Source organism: Massilia sp. ZL223 (assembly GCF_018119395.1).
Classification (GTDB): Bacteria; Pseudomonadota; Gammaproteobacteria; order Burkholderiales; family Burkholderiaceae_D; genus Telluria.
Genome location: NZ_JAGPWD010000002.1, coordinates 229,637 through 244,426 on the forward strand (window position 1 = coordinate 229,637; position 14,790 = coordinate 244,426).

Here is a 14,790-nt window from a genome sequence, read left to right on the forward strand (position 1 = left end):
CGGGGATGGCCGCCACTCTGGGCAACCGGGCTGGGGAAATTTCTCCTGCATTCGGGCCCGTTTATTTTTGGAGTTTCACATGAAAGTAGTCGCATTCAACCGCACTCAGCAGGGGACCGGAGCGAGCCGCCGCCTGCGCAACGCTGGCCAGACCCCGGGCATCATCTACGGTGGCGCCGAAGCCCCGCAACTGATCGCTCTGGACGGCAACGCGTTGTTCCACGCGCTCAAGAAAGAAGCTTTCCACGGTTCGATCCTGGACCTCGAAATCGAAGGCAAGACCCAGCAAGTCCTGCTGCGCGACTTCCAGATGCACGCATACAAGCAACTGGTCCTGCACGCTGACTTCCAGCGCGTCGACGCATCGAAGCCGATCCACACCAAGGTCACCCTGCACTTCGTGAACGCCGAGATCTCGCCGGCCGTCAAGCTGAACAGCGCTGTCATCTCGCACGTCGTGAACGAACTGGAAGTGGCTTGCCTGCCGGGTAAACTGCCGGAGTTCATCGAAGTCGACCTGAGCAAGCTGGAAGCCGGCCAGTCGGTCCACGTGAGCGACCTGACCCTGCCGGAAGGCGTGACCGCGGTCGCCCACGGCCAGGACCTGACCATCGCCACCTCGACCATCCCGCGCGGCGCAGCTTCGGCTGAAGCAGCTGCTGAGTAATACCTTCCTTGTGTGCCGCGCAAGCGGCGCGCAGGAAACGAAACCCGCCGTGGCCTAGCCCGGCGGGTTTTTTATTGGCCTTGTCCGGCGCATTACCGGAACGTGCGGCGACCGTTTTCAGCGATAATCCTGTTTTTCCCAGAATCAAACTAACGACACGATGTCCATCCGCCTGATCGTCGGCCTCGGCAACCCCGGCCCTGAATACGAACAAACCCGCCACAACGCCGGCTTCTGGCTGGTCGACAACCTGGCCAACAGCATGCCTGGCTGCCGCCTGCAGCGCGAAGCGCGTTTCAACGCCATGGTGGCCAAGACCCGCATCGCCGGCAACGAGGTGTGGCTGCTCGAGCCGCTGACCTACATGAACCGCTCCGGCCAGTCGGTCGGCGCACTGGCGCGCTTCTACAAGATCAACCCGGACGAAATCCTGGTCGTGCACGATGAACTCGACATGCTGCCCGGCGCCGCCAAGCTCAAGAAGGGCGGCTCCTCGGGCGGCCACAACGGCCTGAAGGACATCACCTCGGCCCTCGGCACCCAGGATTACTGGCGCCTGCGCCTGGGTATCGGCCACCCGCGCAGCCTGAACCTGCAGCAGGGCGTGGCCGACTTCGTGCTGCACCGTCCGCGCCGCGAAGAACAGACCCTGATCGAGGAATCGATCGACAAGAGCCTGCGCATCATCTCGCTCGTCTGCGAAGGCAAGTTCGACGTGGCGATGATGCAGCTGCACACGCCCTGACCCGTCAGCGCCGCATCACTTATCTTCTTTCGATGACGACCTGCGCGCGCAGGTCGCGCATCATCTTGTCCAGCGCCGGCCGCATGCGCCGGTAGTCCTCCGGCGTGCAGGTGGCCTGCGTATGCCGGAACTGCAGCCGGCGGATCACCGACACCGTGGCGCCGCGCCGCGCATAGCGCGAGCGATAGGCGAAGTTCCCATCCTCGACCACCAGCGGGCGCGGCAGCGCCAGCACCCGCGCGCGCGGCGGCAGCCGGAACTGCAGCTCGTCCTCGGCATCGATGGACGGGCACACGAAGTCCTGCTTGCGTTCCGGTTCCTGGATGAAGCCGGATACCGCATCTCCCAGCCCGCCCCAGAAGTTGTAGGTGGTGGACAGTCCCACCGGCCCCGGGAAGTGGGCGAAGGCCAGGCTATTGCCCGAGAACGAGAGCGTGTAGTCGTCGGTGCTGCCGTCGGTATCGCCCGGCTCCAACACGCCCGCTCCCTGTTGCCCAAGTCCTTGCAGCATGCGCTCGACGAAGCGTTCGCGCTCGGCCTGCGGCGTGGCCCGCACCACGCGCCGGTAAGGCTCGGCCGAGGCGCCGCTGCTGGTGCGCGTGACCGTGAAGCGGCTGCTGCCGTCGGCCAGGATGTCGAAGCGGGTGCTGGTCTTGCTGCGCGCGGGCTGCGAGCCGGGCGTCATCGCGAAGCCGCCGCTGTTGCTCAGCAAGACAGGCTTGCCGAGCAGGGCGGGCGGCAAGAACCCTCCCGCCACCGATTCGGCCGTCGGATCCAGGTAGAGCTGGAGGACGGGGACGTAGACGACGGCATGGTTCAGTACGCCAAGCGTGGGCACTTCCGGCAGGCGATAGGCGTCGCCGTTGTTGACCAGGGCGGAGGTCGACTCGATGCCGCTTGCGCGCAGCAGGGCTTCGAGCAGCACGGCATGGTCCTTGCAGTCGCCGTAGCGGTTGACCAAAACGCTGGCCGCGTCGTGCGGCACCACGCCGCCCGGGCCGAGGTAGACGCCGACGTAGCGGATGTTCCTGCGCACCCAGTCCGACAGCGCGACGGCGCGCGCGTACGGATCGGCGATGCCGCGCGTGATCGAGGCGGCGAGCGCTGCGATGTTCGCATCGGGCACGGCCTTGCCGGCGGCACGCGCGTGGTAGGCGCGTGCGAAGGCCGCGTAGTCGGGGAAGGTCGACACGGCCAGGCGCTTGCCGTAGTCGAGGTAGCTGACGGAATCGAGTTCGATGCGTTCGTTGTCGCCGTCGACGTAGCGCCACTGGTAGCGCCTGCGCCCTGGCGGACTCTGGTCGGGCAGGGGCGCGAAGCCGACCGCGTCCGCGTACAGCGTCATCGTGGGCGGCATGTCGTAGATCAGGCGGAAATCGCGGTGGCGATGAAAGCGCGCCGCGGACAAGTCCTCGAACTGGCCGGGAAACAGCGGCGTATGGCGGCGGATGACGTAGCGCACCGCGACCCGGTCGCCCGGCTGCACGTCCGGGAACACGACGATCTTCAGGCGCGTGTCCTGGAACATGGGCGCTTCCAGGCTGGCGGTTTCCTGCTGGTCGCGGATCTGGTGCGGCTGCACCGCGAGCCGTCGGCCGTCGGCCTTTTCGGTATGGGCCTCGATGGCGAGGACTTCGTCGAGCGACTGGTTGTAGCTGATGGTGTACTGCGCGTGGTCGTGCAGCGCCTCGCGCGCGGCCAGGGTCTTGACCTGCTCGACCGTGAGCAGGTAGCTGCCGTCGGGTTCGACCACGAAATGCTGGATGTAGCGGTCGATCACGACCGAGTGGTCAGTGCCCGTGTCGCGGCCGAGGGCCGGATGCAAACATAACAATAGCCACAGCAGCACAGCGAAGCGGAAGGACATAGGCGTTCTCCGGACACGCGACCGATCCATGTTACGTACGGGCCACAAGCGATCCTTGAGCCGACGCAAGCCTGCGCTTCCTGCGATAATTTCGGTCATGAAGTCGCTAACTTTCCATGCGGGCCCGCTGGCGCTCGCACAGATCCGTGCGCAGGGCCTGCGCGCCCAGGACATCGCCATCGTGCCCGCTGCGGCGGGCGGCCCGAAAGGCCTGATCTTCCAGTCGCTCGACCAGTGGATGTTCGGCGAATGGTTCGCCGGCGCCCCGCGCGAACGCACCCTGATCGGTTCCTCGATCGGCGCCTGGCGCATGGCGGCGGCTTGCCAGAAAGACCCGGCCAAGGCCTTCGCGCGCCTGGGCGAGCTGTACGCAGGCCAGCGCTACACCAGCAAGAAGCCGACCCAGCAGGAGATCGACGAAGTAGTCCAGGGCCTGCTCGGCGAATTCGTGCGCGGTCACGAGGACGACATCGTCAACCACCCGCACCACCGCCTGCACCTGCTGACCGTGCGCGGCCTGCGTTCGCTGGCGGCGCCGGCGCACCGCTATGCCGAGCTGCGCGGTTTCGCCTCGGCCGCCCTGCACAACATCGGCTCGCGCGCCTGGCTGGGCCGCCTGATGGAGCGTGTCGTGATCGGTGACCAGCGTTCCACGGCGCCCTGGCTACGTGAGCGTTTCGACGCCTTCACCACCCATTTCTCCGCCTTGAGCCGAGAAAACCTGGCTTCGGGCCTGCTGGCCTCAGGCACCCTGCCGCTCATCATGAAGCCGGTGACCGGCATCACGGCCCTGCCGCCCGGGCACTATTGGGACGGCGGCATCATCGACTACCACCTGGCGCTGCCCTATGCGCGTGCGGCAGGGGAAGGGCGCAGCGACATCGTGCTGTATCCGCACTTCACACCGCATATCGTGCCGGGTTGGCTCGACAAGGGCCTGCCGTGGCGGCGTGCCGCGCGCGGCGCCAATCGTGGCTGGTTCGACAACGTCGTGATCGTCGCCCCATCCGAGGAATTCCTGAAAACCCTTCCGCGTGCAAAACTCCCAGACCGCAACGATTTCAAGTTCTACGGCCTGGACCACGACGAGCGCATCCGCAACTGGCAACGCGCCATCGGGGAAGGCGAGCGGCTGCGCGACGAGCTGGCGGAGTTTGCCGAGCGGCCGGATCCTTCGCGCATCCAGCCGATCTGATTCCAAGATATTGTTATCGGAGTTCCCAAAACCAGACTTCGCGGGAACTCCAGTAGCAGCCCGTCATTGAGCCATCCAGCTCGTTTCCGCACCGGGTGTACAGGCCCCAGCGGTCCTTCGCCACGATGGCAATGTGCCCCTGCGGATCGACGTCGCCGTAAATGCTGAAGAAGGAAATGATGCCTCGCCGCGTCCCGATCTTTTCCTCGGCCTCTTTGCCACTGCTGAATGTCTCTGGCTTACCAAGGTGGCGTACCAGCCAACTGCTCAGCTTGCGCTGCCTGGTCTCGATGGCGCGGCCCTTGTATTTCCCGGCTTTGATCGGCCAGGCGCCGGGATTGGGATAGCCAGCCCCCAGCAAGGCCAGGCTGAGCCGAATTGCGCAGGTGTTCCGGAAGTTGGGGTTGGCGGTGTTCTCCGGATAGCCGATCCATTGGTACAGCTCATCGGGACTGACGTTGCCGGTATCGGGGAAGTGCATTCTCAAAGTGGCGTAAGGGACTCTCATTGTCTTCTCCGCAGGTGGTCGGGGCAAGGCCATGTCTTGCGCCACACCTCGACGATCAGCTCGGCCGCATTGCGCTTGAGCTGGGCGTCCGGCATGCGCTGAAGGCTGTCCATCGCGGCACTGATGAGTGTGTCCGGCTTGGGCTTGTACTGGCTCCAGCACCATTCTTTGCCTTCGGTCGCATCGTGCAAGGCGTGGATGTAGCCCTGGACGAACTGGCCGTTCGCCATGTCGCGGTATTCGGCGGCAAGCGCCTTGCTGCGGAAGGGACCGTCCGGTGTCCACGCCACCTCGGTGGCGTTGACATTGCCCATCAGCTTGACGAGCCGCTCGCCCGTCATCCACGGGGACAGTGAAACAGCTTGTGCCTGACCCAGCGGCGAGCTGAATGCAAAGGCAATAAACACGCTCAAGCGTGAGAGGACTCGTGCTGGCATAAGCTTTTCCGCGAGTGATAGCACATGCGATTGTTTAATACCGGCATCTCGCACTCGTTGTTACGACGCAAGAGAGATGTGCATGGACGACAAGCCTTTGCGCCATCCGGGGACGAGCCGCAGACTGCGGAGCCGCGCCAGTTTCAGGTTCCCCCAGCCTTATCCGGATGTCACCAGACAGGCCAAGCTGTTGCGTCACGAGATCGTTTTTTGGGCAATACGCCCCGTCCAGAGGTACAATGTGAGGTTTGAGGGCGGCCGCGTCGCCGCCTGCGTCTACCGAGAGAAAGAATTCCCATGAGCCTCAAATGCGGCATCGTCGGCTTGCCCAACGTCGGCAAGTCCACCCTGTTCAATGCGCTGACCAAGGCCGGTATCCCGGCTGAAAACTATCCGTTCTGCACCATCGAGCCGAACGTGGGCGTGGTCGAGGTGCCGGATCCGCGCATCGACCAGCTGGCCGAGATCGTCAAGCCGGAGCGCGTCGTCAAGGCCATCGTCGAGTTCGTCGACATCGCGGGCCTGGTGGCCGGCGCGTCGAAGGGCGAGGGCCTGGGCAACCAGTTCCTGTCGCACATCCGCGAAACCGACGCCATCGTCAACGTGGTGCGCTGCTTCGAGGACGACAACGTGATCCACGTGGCCGGCAAGGTCAGCCCGATCGACGACATCGAAGTCATCCAGACCGAACTGGCGCTGGCCGACATGGGCACCGTCGAAAAGACCATCCACCGCGAGCAGAAGAAGGCGCGCTCGGGCGACAAGGATGCGGCCAAGCTGGTCGCCCTGCTGGAGCGCGTGATGCCGCACCTGGACGCGGGCCAGCCGGTCCGCACCATGGGCCTGGACAAGGAAGAAATGGAACTGGTCAAGCCGCTGTGCCTGATCACCGCCAAGCCGGCCATGTACGTGGCCAACGTGTCGGATACCGGCTTCACCAATAACCCGCTGCTGGACCAGCTGACCGAGTTCGCCAACAAGCAGAACGCGCCGATCGTGGCGATCTGCGCGGCGATCGAATCGGAAATCGCCGAGATGGACGATGCCGACAAGAAGGACTTCCTGGCCGACATGGGCATGGACGAGCCGGGCCTGGACCGCCTGATCCGCGCCGGTTTCAAGCTGCTGGGCCTGCAGACCTACTTCACCGCCGGCGTGAAGGAAGTGCGCGCCTGGACCGTGCCGATCGGCGCCACCGCGCCGCAGGCCGCGGGCGTGATCCACACCGACTTCGAGCGCGGCTTCATCCGCGCCCAGACCATTTCCTTCGACGACTACATCACGCTGAAGGGCGAGCAGGCCGCCAAGGAAGCGGGCAAGATGCGCGCCGAAGGCAAGGAATACATCGTCAAGGATGGCGACGTGCTGAACTTCCTGTTCAACGTCTGATCCGGCAACACGATGCGCCAACGAAGGCCCCGCAGTGCGGGGCTTTTGCTTTTCCAGCCTTGATTACGAGGCCGACAATTCTTCCAGCGCGTCCTCGATCGCCTTCTCGTTGTAGCCGTCCAGGCGGCGCCCTCCGATGAGGATCAGCGGCACCACCTGGCCGTGCAGGGCCGTATAGTCCTGCCGGCCCTTCGCGGCGTCGTTCACGTCGAAGTCGACGAAGGCGATATTGCGTTGTTTGAGGTAGGCGCGCGCCTCGGCGCAGTAGGGGCAGTTGCCGGCGCCGTAGATGACCACTTTGGTCCGCGCGTCCGGATAAAAGGCCTTGAAGTCGCCGGCGACATAATCCGGCGCCATCAGCTGCCCGGTCTCCGGCAAGACGTAGCCGGCGCCCAGGACGAGCGCCAGCATCACTCCAAGCTTCGCCACGGTGTTGACCGACCTGTGCATCATGCGCCTCACGTTTTCATAGTTGCGGACATGCTATTTAGCCACGCCAGGTAATGGCGAAACAGCCCCCGGCATGGGGGAAAACGGATGTGTTGTGCGTGGTAAAGTACTGTTTTGGCAGCAGCGCCATGAGCCCGCGCTGCACCCCTCTGCAGGGGCTTAAAAGCTCCCTTGTTCGCGTGTGCGAGGTGAATGATGAAGAAGTGTTTGCAAGCCGTGGCCGCCAGCCTGGCGCTGAGCTGTGCCGTGCCGGCCTTCGCCGACGAGGCGATCAAGTGCTCGATGTGCGAGGAATGGAACAAGCCCGTGGCCCCGTTCAAGGTCTACGGCAATACCTGGTACGTGGGCACCGCAGGCCTGTCGGCGCTGCTCGTCACCGGTCCCCAGGGCCATGTGCTGCTCGACGGCGCCTTGCCTCAGTCCGCTCCCCTGATCCGCAAGAACATCGAAGCGCTGGGCTTCCGCATGGAAGACATCAAGCTCATCCTCAATTCGCACCCGCACTTCGACCATGCCGGCGCCATCGCCGAATTGCAGCGCGCCAGCGGCGCCACCGTGGTCGCCAGTCCGCAGGCGGCCCAGGTGCTGCGCGAGGGCACGCCGGGGACCGACGATCCGCAGTACGATCCGAAGGAGCGCTTTTATATCCCCAAGGTCGCCGAGGTGAAGGAAATCGCCGACGGCAAGAGCGTCTCGGTGGGCCCGCTGCGCCTGACCGTGCACTACACGCCGGGCCACACGCCGGGCGGCACCAGCTGGAGCTGGGAATCCTGCGAGCAGGGCAAGTGCGCGAGCATCGTCTACGCCGACAGCCTGAACCCGGTGTCGATGGACGGCTTCCACTACAGCGGCGATGCCACCCGCCCGGACCTGAGTGCGAGCTTCCGCAAGTCCATCGCACGGCTCGCCGGCCTGAAGTGCGACGTGCTGGTCGCGGCCCATCCGTCCTTCAGCGACCTGTTCGGCAAGGCGGCCGCCAAGACCGCCGACACCAATCCCTTCATCGATCCGGAAGGCTGCGCCAAGTACGCCGCCTCGGCCAGCCGCAGCCTCGAGGCGCGCCTGCAGCGCGAACGCGACGAGAAGGACAGGGCCAGCCCCACCGCCGCACGCTGAGCCGATTGCTGCCATACTGACGCTCTTTCACCGCACTCGCATCCTCGCATGGCCACCCTGACCGAACTCGTCGTCTATCCGATCAAATCCTGCGCCGGCTTGTCCGTGCCGCAGGCCACGCTGGCGCCGTCCGGCCTGGTGGCCGAGGGCGTGCACGACCGCGAATGGATGCTGGTCACGCGAGAAGGACAGTTCCTGACCCAGCGCGAGTACCCGCGCATGGCCTTGATCGCGCCGCGCGTCGACGGCGACGCCCTGGTGGTCGAGGCGCCCGGCATGCCGCTGCTGCGCCTGCCGCTGGCGCACGACGCCACCGCCGCCATCTTGCAGGTGCAGATCTGGGACCACAGCGTGCCCGCGGCGGATTGCGGCGACGCCGCCGCGGCCTGGTTTGCCGACGCCATCGGGGGCGCCTGCCGCCTGGTGCGCTTCCGCTCGGACGTGCAGCGCCCCACCAGCACCAAGTGGACCGGCGGCACGCCGTCCGAGACGCGCTTCGCCGACGGCTATCCGCTGCTCCTGATCGGCCAGGCCTCGCTCGACGACCTGAACGCGAAACTGGTCGCTGCCGGCCGTGCTCCGTTGCCGATGAACCGCTTCCGCCCGAACCTCGTGGTCGAGGGTATCGAAGCGTTCGAGGAGGATTTCGTCGAATCGTTCTCGACGGATGGCCTGTCCCTGCGGCCGGTCAAACCCTGCGCGCGCTGCCCGATTCCCGCCATCGACCAGGCCAGCGGTATTCCCGGCCCCGATCCGCTCGACATCCTCCAGACCTACCGCGCCAATCCGCGCATGGAAGACGCCGTGTGCATGGGCATGAACTGCATCGTCCAGGAAGGCGCCGGCCAGGTCCTGCGCGTCGGCCAGCACCTGGACGCCAGCATCGCTTTCTAAAGGCGCTCCGGCGGCTGTTGCCAATGCCATAACAGGTGTCGCAAATTCGCCTCCGCCGCGCCCCTCCCGGGGCGCTTTTCGTTTCCAAGCGGCGACGGATGGCGTAATGTTACGGGTAATTGCTGAAAGGAATTCCCATGCACGAGCCGGACGCGTTGACGCGAGAACTGATGGCGGAAAACGAAACCCTGCGCGCGCGCATGGCCTACCTGATCGAACAGGCGGAGCGCAACCACGAAATCATGTGCCGCCACCAGGCCTTCGATCTGCAGATCGTGGGCGCCAGCAGCTTCCCCGAGCTGGTCGGCACCATCTTCCGCACCTTGCCCGTGATTTCCGAGCTCGACATCGTCACCCTGTCGCTGGTGGACGAGGAAGCCGACATCTACACCGTCATGCACAAGCTGGGCGTGGATTTCGAGCAGTTCCCGAACCTGCTGTTCTGCGAGCAGGCGGTGGAGCTGGGCTTCGACCTGGCGGACGGCAAGCGCCTGCGCCCGCTGCTGGGCGCCTATGCGCCGGCCCAGCACTGCGCCATGTTCCCGCACCCGCCCGCCGGGCTGCAGAGCGTGGCCCTGGTGCCCCTGATGCGCAACACGCGCCTGATCGGCAGCCTGAACCTGGGCAGCACCGACCCCAACCGTTTCACGCCGAACCTGGGCACCGATTTCGTCGAGCACATGGGCTCGATCATCGCGATCTGCCTGGAGAACGTGATCAGCAACGAGATGCTGAAGTACATCGGCCTGACCGATTCGCTCACCGGCGTCTACAACCGCCGCTACATGGACCGCCGCCTGCTGGAAGAGATCGCGCGCGCGCGGCGCCAGGGCTACAAGCTGTCCTGCATGTACATCGACATCGACCACTTCAAGCGCGTCAACGACACGGTCGGCCACCAGGGCGGCGACGATGTGCTGCGCGAGGTGTCCGCGCGCATCAAGGCCGAGCTGCGCATGTCCGACGCCCTGGGGCGCTTCGGCGGCGAGGAATTCGTGGTGCTCCTGATCGACGCCGACCTGGAAGCGGCCAGCATGGTGGCCCAGCGCATCCGCGCCAGCGTGGCCGGGCAGCCGGTGGACCTGGGCACCGGCGAGCAGGTGGCGGTGACGGTGTCGATCGGCGTGGCGGCGCTGTCGGACTTCGAACGCGATCACGCCATCGAAGGCGTGGCCCAGGACCTGGTGGCGACCGCCGATTCGGCCCTGTATCAAGCCAAGGCGGGCGGCCGCAACAAGGTCGTCACGGTCGCCTGATCGCGCGTCCCTAGAGCAGCCGGGCCTCGGCCCGGCTGACCGATTCTCCCTCGCCGCGCAGCACCACCACATCGCCCGCGTCCAGCACCGTCTCCGGGCCCGCGTCGAGCTTTTGTCCTTCGCGCCGCAGGGCCGTCACCTCCGCACCCACTTCATCCAGGCGCAGTTCGGCCAGGGTCTTGCCGACCGCCGCCGCGCCTTCGGGCAGGGTCACCGAATGGAGGCGCACATAGGTGTGCTCCGGATCGTCCGTGATGTCGCCCGCGCCGTGGAAGTAGCCGCGCAGCGCCGCATAACGCTCGTCGCGCGCGGCCTGCACCCGGTGCACCACGCGCCGCAGCGGCACGCCCAGCATCACCAGCGCGTGCGAGGCCAGCATCAGGCTGCTCTCCAGCGCTTCCGGCACCACTTCGGTGGCGCCCGCGGCCTTGAGCATGTCGAGGTCGCTGTCGTCGTGGCTGCGCACGATCACCGGCAGATTGGGCGCCAGCTCGTGCGCCAGGTGCAGCAGCTTGATCGCCAGGCGGGTGTCGGCGAAGGTGATCACCAGCGCACTGGCGCGGTTGATGCCGGCTGCAATCAGGGCTTCGCGGCGCGAGGCGTCGCCGTAGGAGACGTTGGCGCCGGCGGCGCGCGCTTCCTGCACCCGCTCCGGGTCCAGGTCGAGCGCATACCAGGGCAGCTTTTCCTCGCTCAGCAGGGTCGCCAGGCTCTGGCCGCTGCGCCCGAAACCGGCGATGATCACGTGCTTCTGGGTCTTCATGGTGCGCGTGGCGAGCTGGGTCAGGGCCAGCGACTGCATCATCCATTCGTTGGCCGCGATCTTCATCACGATCTTGTCCATGTTGGCGATCATGAAGGGCGCCGCCAGCATCGACAGCACCATCGAGGCCAGCACCAGCTGCATCAGGAAAGGATCGATCAGCTTCGAGTCCGAGGCCAGGTTGAGCAGCACGAAGCCGAATTCGCCCGCCTGGGCCAGGGCCAGGCCGGTGCGCATCGAGACGCCGTCCGAGGAGCCGAACAGCTTGGCCAGGCCGGCGATCAGCGCGAACTTGAGCAGCACCGGCAGGACCAGGAGGGCCAGCACCAGCCACCAGTTGGCCAGCACCACCTTGAGGTCGAGCAGCATGCCGATGGTGATGAAGAACAGCCCGAGCAGCACGTCGCGGAAGGGCTTGATGTCTTCTTCCACCTGGTGCTTGTACTGGGTCTCGGAGATCAGCATGCCGGCCACGAAGGCCCCCAGGGCCAGCGACAGGCCGGCCTGCTCGGTGATCCAGGCTCCGCCCAGGGTCACCAGCAGCAGGTTGAGCATGAACAGCTCCTGCGAGCGGCGCTTGGCCACCACCGTGAACCAGCGCCGCATCAGCTTCTGGCCGAAGAACAGCAGCAGGGCCAGCACCGCGGCCGCCTTCAGGGCCGCCAGGCCGAGCGTGGCCGGCAGGTCTTCCGGGTTGCGCGCCAGCGAAGGAATCAGGATCAGCAGCGGCACCACCGCCAGGTCCTGGAACAGCAGGATGCCGATGATGCGGCGCCCGTGCTCGCTCTCCAGCTCGAGCCGCTCGGTGATCAGCTTGACCACGATCGCGGTCGAGGACATCGCCAGCGCCCCGCCCAGCGCGAAGGCGGCCTGCCAGCTGATGTTCAGCTGCGGCGTCAGCATCGCGATGAGTTGTCCGAACAGCATCGTGGCGACGATTGTCAATACGACTTGCGCCATGCCCAGCCCGAATACGATGCGCCGCATCGCCTTGAGCTGGGCCAGGGAGAACTCCAGGCCGATCGAAAACATCAGGAACACGACCCCGAATTCGGCCAGGGCGTGGGTGGCGGGGCTGTCGTCGGCCAGGGCCAGGGCATGGGGGCCGATCAGGACGCCGACGGCGAGGTAGCCGAGCATCGGCGGCAGGTGCAGCATGCGGAAGGCAACCACGCCGAGCACGGCGCAGCCCAGCAGGAGCAGGGTCAGTTCAAGTCCAGAATGCATGCCCCGTTCCGGTCGGTGTTGTTGTTTGTTATGACTGGCAAGTTTTTTGCTTTCCCAATTCGTTTATACTTCCGGTATGAGTTTAACCGATGAAAAAACAATGCTGAAAAGTTTTGACGAGAGCCAGGCCCGCCGCGTGCTGGAGCTGGGGCGCGAGACCCTCGCCATCGAGGCCGACGCGATCCGCGCGCTGCATGCGCGCCTGGGCGACGACGACAGTTTCGTGCGCGCCGCCGACCTGCTGTACGCCTGCAAGGGCAGGGTAGTGGTGTCCGGCATGGGCAAGTCCGGCCACATCGGCCGCAAGATCGCCGCCACCCTGGCATCGACCGGCACCCCGGCGATGTTCGTCCACCCCGGCGAAGCCGCGCACGGCGACCTGGGCATGGTCACGCCGAACGACATCTTCATCGCCATCTCGAATTCGGGCGAGTCGAGCGAGCTGCTCGACATCCTGCCGGCCGTCAAGCGCATGGGCACGCACGTGATCGCCATGACCGGCAAGCCGGCCTCGCGCCTGGCGCAGCTGGCCGAGATCCACCTGAACATCGCGGTGGACAAGGAAGCCTGCCCCCTGAACCTGGCCCCGACCACCAGCACCACCGTGACGCTCGCCATGGGCGACGCGCTGGCGGTGGCGCTGCTCGACGCGCGCGGCTTCCGCGAGGAAGACTTCGCGCTGTCGCACCCGGGCGGGGCCCTCGGCCGCCGTCTCCTGACCCACGTGCGCGACGTGATGCGCAGCGGCGCGGCGATCCCCGCCGTGGCGCCGGAAGTCCCGCTGGCCAAGGCCCTGCTCGAGATCACCCAGAAGGGCATGGGCATGACCGCCGTGGTCGACGCCGACAAGCGCCCGATCGGCGTGTTCACCGACGGCGACCTGCGCCGCCTGATCGAGCGCATGCACGACTTCTCCAACCTGACCATCCGCGACGTCATGCACGCCAACCCGCGCCGCGTGCATCCGGACCAGCTGGCCGTGGACGCGGTCGCCGTGATGGAAGAATTCCGCATCAACCAGATGCTGGTGGTGGACGAGGACGACCGCCTGGTCGGCGCCCTGCACATCCACGACCTGACCCGCGCCAAGGTGATCTGATGCTGCCGCTCGCACACATGGAACGCGCCAAGCGCGTGAAGGTCATGATCTTCGACGTCGACGGCGTGCTCACCGACGGCAGCCTCACCTACGGCCCGGACGGCGAAGTCACCAAGACCTTCAACGTGCTCGACGGCCTGGGCATCCAGCTGCTGAACAAGACCGGCGTGCAGACCGCCATCATCAGCGCGCGCAATTCGCCGATCGTGGTCAAGCGCGCCGCCGACCTGGGCATCACCCACGTGTGGCAGGGCTTCCACGACAAGCGCATCGGCTTCGCCGAGCTGCTCGCGAAAACCGGCGTGACGCCGGAGGAATGCGGCTACATCGGCGACGACGTGATCGACCTGCCGCTGTTCACGCGCGTGGGCTTCGCCGTCACCGTGCCCTCGGGCCATCCGGAAGTCCAGCACCGCGCCCACTACGTGACGCGCAACGCGGGCGGCCGCGGCGCCGTGCGCGAAGTGTGCGACCTGGTGATGCGCGCCCAGGGCACCTACGAACAGGCGCTCGCGCCTTACTTCGCCTGATTCACCGACGCGCCATGGCCGCCTACCTCACCAACAAGCGCACCGCGCACCGCTGGAAGCTGCTGACGATCATGATGATCGCGGTGTTCTGCGCCTTCGGCAGCTTCTGGCTGCTGCAGGCCTTCGACGGCGACGACACGAATGCGCGCCTGGGCGGGCCGCCGACCGAACCCGACTACATCGTCGAGAACTTCTCCTTCGTGCGCATGACCGAAGGCGGCCAGCCGAGCTACCTGGTGTCGGGCAAGCGCCTGACCCACATCCCCGAGGGCGACGTCTCGACCGTGGTGCAGCCGGTGCTGCGCGGCGTCGAGCCGGGCCGCCCGGCCATGACCGTCACCGCCGACAGCGCGCGCATCTACCACCAGGAGCATCGCGTCGACATGCTCGGCAACGTCGACCTGCAGCGCCCGCGCACGGCCACCTCGGAAGCGCTGCGCGTGCGCACCCAGTCCCTGACCGCCTTGCCCGACGAAGAAATCCTCAAGACCGATCAGCCGATCGAGATGCAGCTGGGCGCCTCCAGCGTGCGCGGCACCGGCATGGTGGCCAACAACGCGACCCAGAAGATGCACATCGCCAGCCGCGGCCAGATCGTCTATCCGCCGCGCGGCGCCCGACAATGAAGGCGCCGCGTCAACCCAGGA

Annotated in this window: 15 protein-coding genes; 10 read left to right on the top strand and 5 right to left on the bottom strand. The window is 66.1% G+C overall.

What is annotated here, in order from left to right:
• Positions 1-79 precede the first annotated feature (79 nt).
• Together KBW95_RS02525 and pth are read left to right on the top strand one after the other, a co-directional pair.
• Positions 80-667, top strand: a complete 588-nt coding sequence (locus tag KBW95_RS02525) for a 50S ribosomal protein L25/general stress protein Ctc (RefSeq protein ID WP_211524212.1) — start codon at positions 80-82, stop codon at positions 665-667.
• A 160-nt stretch (positions 668-827) separates the two neighbouring features.
• Positions 828-1,412, top strand: coding sequence for an aminoacyl-tRNA hydrolase (pth, locus tag KBW95_RS02530; RefSeq protein WP_211527411.1), 585 nt, complete (start codon positions 828-830; stop codon positions 1,410-1,412).
• 19 nt (positions 1,413-1,431) lie between these two features.
• Here pth and KBW95_RS02535 read toward each other — a convergent pair whose 3' ends face one another.
• Positions 1,432-3,279 (bottom strand): DUF3857 and transglutaminase domain-containing protein, encoded by a 1,848-nt coding sequence (locus KBW95_RS02535; RefSeq protein ID WP_211527412.1) that lies wholly within the window; start codon positions 3,277-3,279, stop codon positions 1,432-1,434.
• A gap of 97 nt (positions 3,280-3,376) precedes the next feature.
• Here KBW95_RS02535 and KBW95_RS02540 point away from each other — a divergent pair, with 97 nt between their 5' ends.
• Positions 3,377-4,474 carry a patatin-like phospholipase family protein gene (locus KBW95_RS02540; protein ID WP_211527413.1) on the top strand — a complete coding sequence of 366 codons (1,098 nt, stop codon included), beginning with the start codon at positions 3,377-3,379 and terminating at the stop codon, positions 4,472-4,474.
• 13 nt (positions 4,475-4,487) lie between these two features.
• Here KBW95_RS02540 and KBW95_RS02545 read toward each other — a convergent pair whose 3' ends face one another.
• Complete coding sequence (locus tag KBW95_RS02545) at positions 4,488-4,982, bottom strand: T6SS effector amidase Tae4 family protein (RefSeq protein WP_211527414.1); 495 nt, start codon at positions 4,980-4,982, stop codon at positions 4,488-4,490.
• Positions 4,979-5,419 carry a Rap1a/Tai family immunity protein gene (locus tag KBW95_RS02550; protein ID WP_211524217.1) on the bottom strand — a complete coding sequence of 147 codons (441 nt, stop codon included), beginning with the start codon at positions 5,417-5,419 and terminating at the stop codon, positions 4,979-4,981. The genes KBW95_RS02545 and KBW95_RS02550 overlap by 4 nt, the downstream gene beginning before the upstream one ends.
• 297 nt (positions 5,420-5,716) lie before the next feature.
• On the opposite strand from KBW95_RS02550, the gene ychF reads away from it, so the two are divergent.
• Complete coding sequence (ychF, locus tag KBW95_RS02555; RefSeq protein WP_211524218.1) at positions 5,717-6,808, top strand: redox-regulated ATPase YchF; 1,092 nt, start codon at positions 5,717-5,719, stop codon at positions 6,806-6,808.
• Positions 6,809-6,871: 63 nt separating this feature from the next.
• Here ychF and KBW95_RS02560 read toward each other — a convergent pair whose 3' ends face one another.
• A complete protein-coding gene (locus KBW95_RS02560; protein WP_211527415.1) occupies positions 6,872-7,261 on the bottom strand; it encodes a glutaredoxin family protein in 390 nt (129 codons plus the stop codon).
• A 189-nt stretch (positions 7,262-7,450) separates the two neighbouring features.
• Here KBW95_RS02560 and bla point away from each other — a divergent pair, with 189 nt between their 5' ends.
• The 3 genes from bla to KBW95_RS02575 all read left to right on the top strand — a co-directional run bounded on the left by bla (position 7,451) and on the right by KBW95_RS02575 (position 10,524).
• Positions 7,451-8,374, top strand: a complete 924-nt coding sequence (gene bla, locus KBW95_RS02565) for a subclass B3 metallo-beta-lactamase (RefSeq protein ID WP_229429489.1) — start codon at positions 7,451-7,453, stop codon at positions 8,372-8,374.
• Positions 8,375-8,422: 48 nt separating this feature from the next.
• Positions 8,423-9,268, top strand: coding sequence for an MOSC domain-containing protein (locus tag KBW95_RS02570; protein ID WP_211527416.1), 846 nt, complete (start codon positions 8,423-8,425; stop codon positions 9,266-9,268).
• 137 nt (positions 9,269-9,405) lie between these two features.
• Positions 9,406-10,524, top strand: a complete 1,119-nt coding sequence (locus KBW95_RS02575) for a diguanylate cyclase (protein ID WP_211527417.1) — start codon at positions 9,406-9,408, stop codon at positions 10,522-10,524.
• 10 nt (positions 10,525-10,534) lie between these two features.
• Here the strand turns inward: KBW95_RS02575 and KBW95_RS02580 are convergent, their stop codons facing one another.
• Positions 10,535-12,514, bottom strand: coding sequence for a monovalent cation:proton antiporter-2 (CPA2) family protein (locus tag KBW95_RS02580; protein WP_211527418.1), 1,980 nt, complete (start codon positions 12,512-12,514; stop codon positions 10,535-10,537).
• A gap of 76 nt (positions 12,515-12,590) precedes the next feature.
• Here KBW95_RS02580 and KBW95_RS02585 point away from each other — a divergent pair, with 76 nt between their 5' ends.
• From KBW95_RS02585 to lptC, 3 genes are read left to right on the top strand one after another with little or no spacing between them, the layout of a single operon-like run.
• Positions 12,591-13,613 carry an SIS domain-containing protein gene (locus tag KBW95_RS02585; protein WP_373888743.1) on the top strand — a complete coding sequence of 341 codons (1,023 nt, stop codon included), beginning with the start codon at positions 12,591-12,593 and terminating at the stop codon, positions 13,611-13,613.
• Positions 13,613-14,143, top strand: a complete 531-nt coding sequence (locus KBW95_RS02590; RefSeq protein ID WP_211524224.1) for an HAD family hydrolase — start codon at positions 13,613-13,615, stop codon at positions 14,141-14,143. Before KBW95_RS02585 ends, KBW95_RS02590 begins: the two co-directional genes overlap by 1 nt.
• A 14-nt stretch (positions 14,144-14,157) precedes the next feature.
• Positions 14,158-14,769, top strand: a complete 612-nt coding sequence (lptC, locus tag KBW95_RS02595; RefSeq protein ID WP_211524225.1) for an LPS export ABC transporter periplasmic protein LptC — start codon at positions 14,158-14,160, stop codon at positions 14,767-14,769.
• The last annotated feature ends 21 nt before the right edge of the window (positions 14,770-14,790 follow it).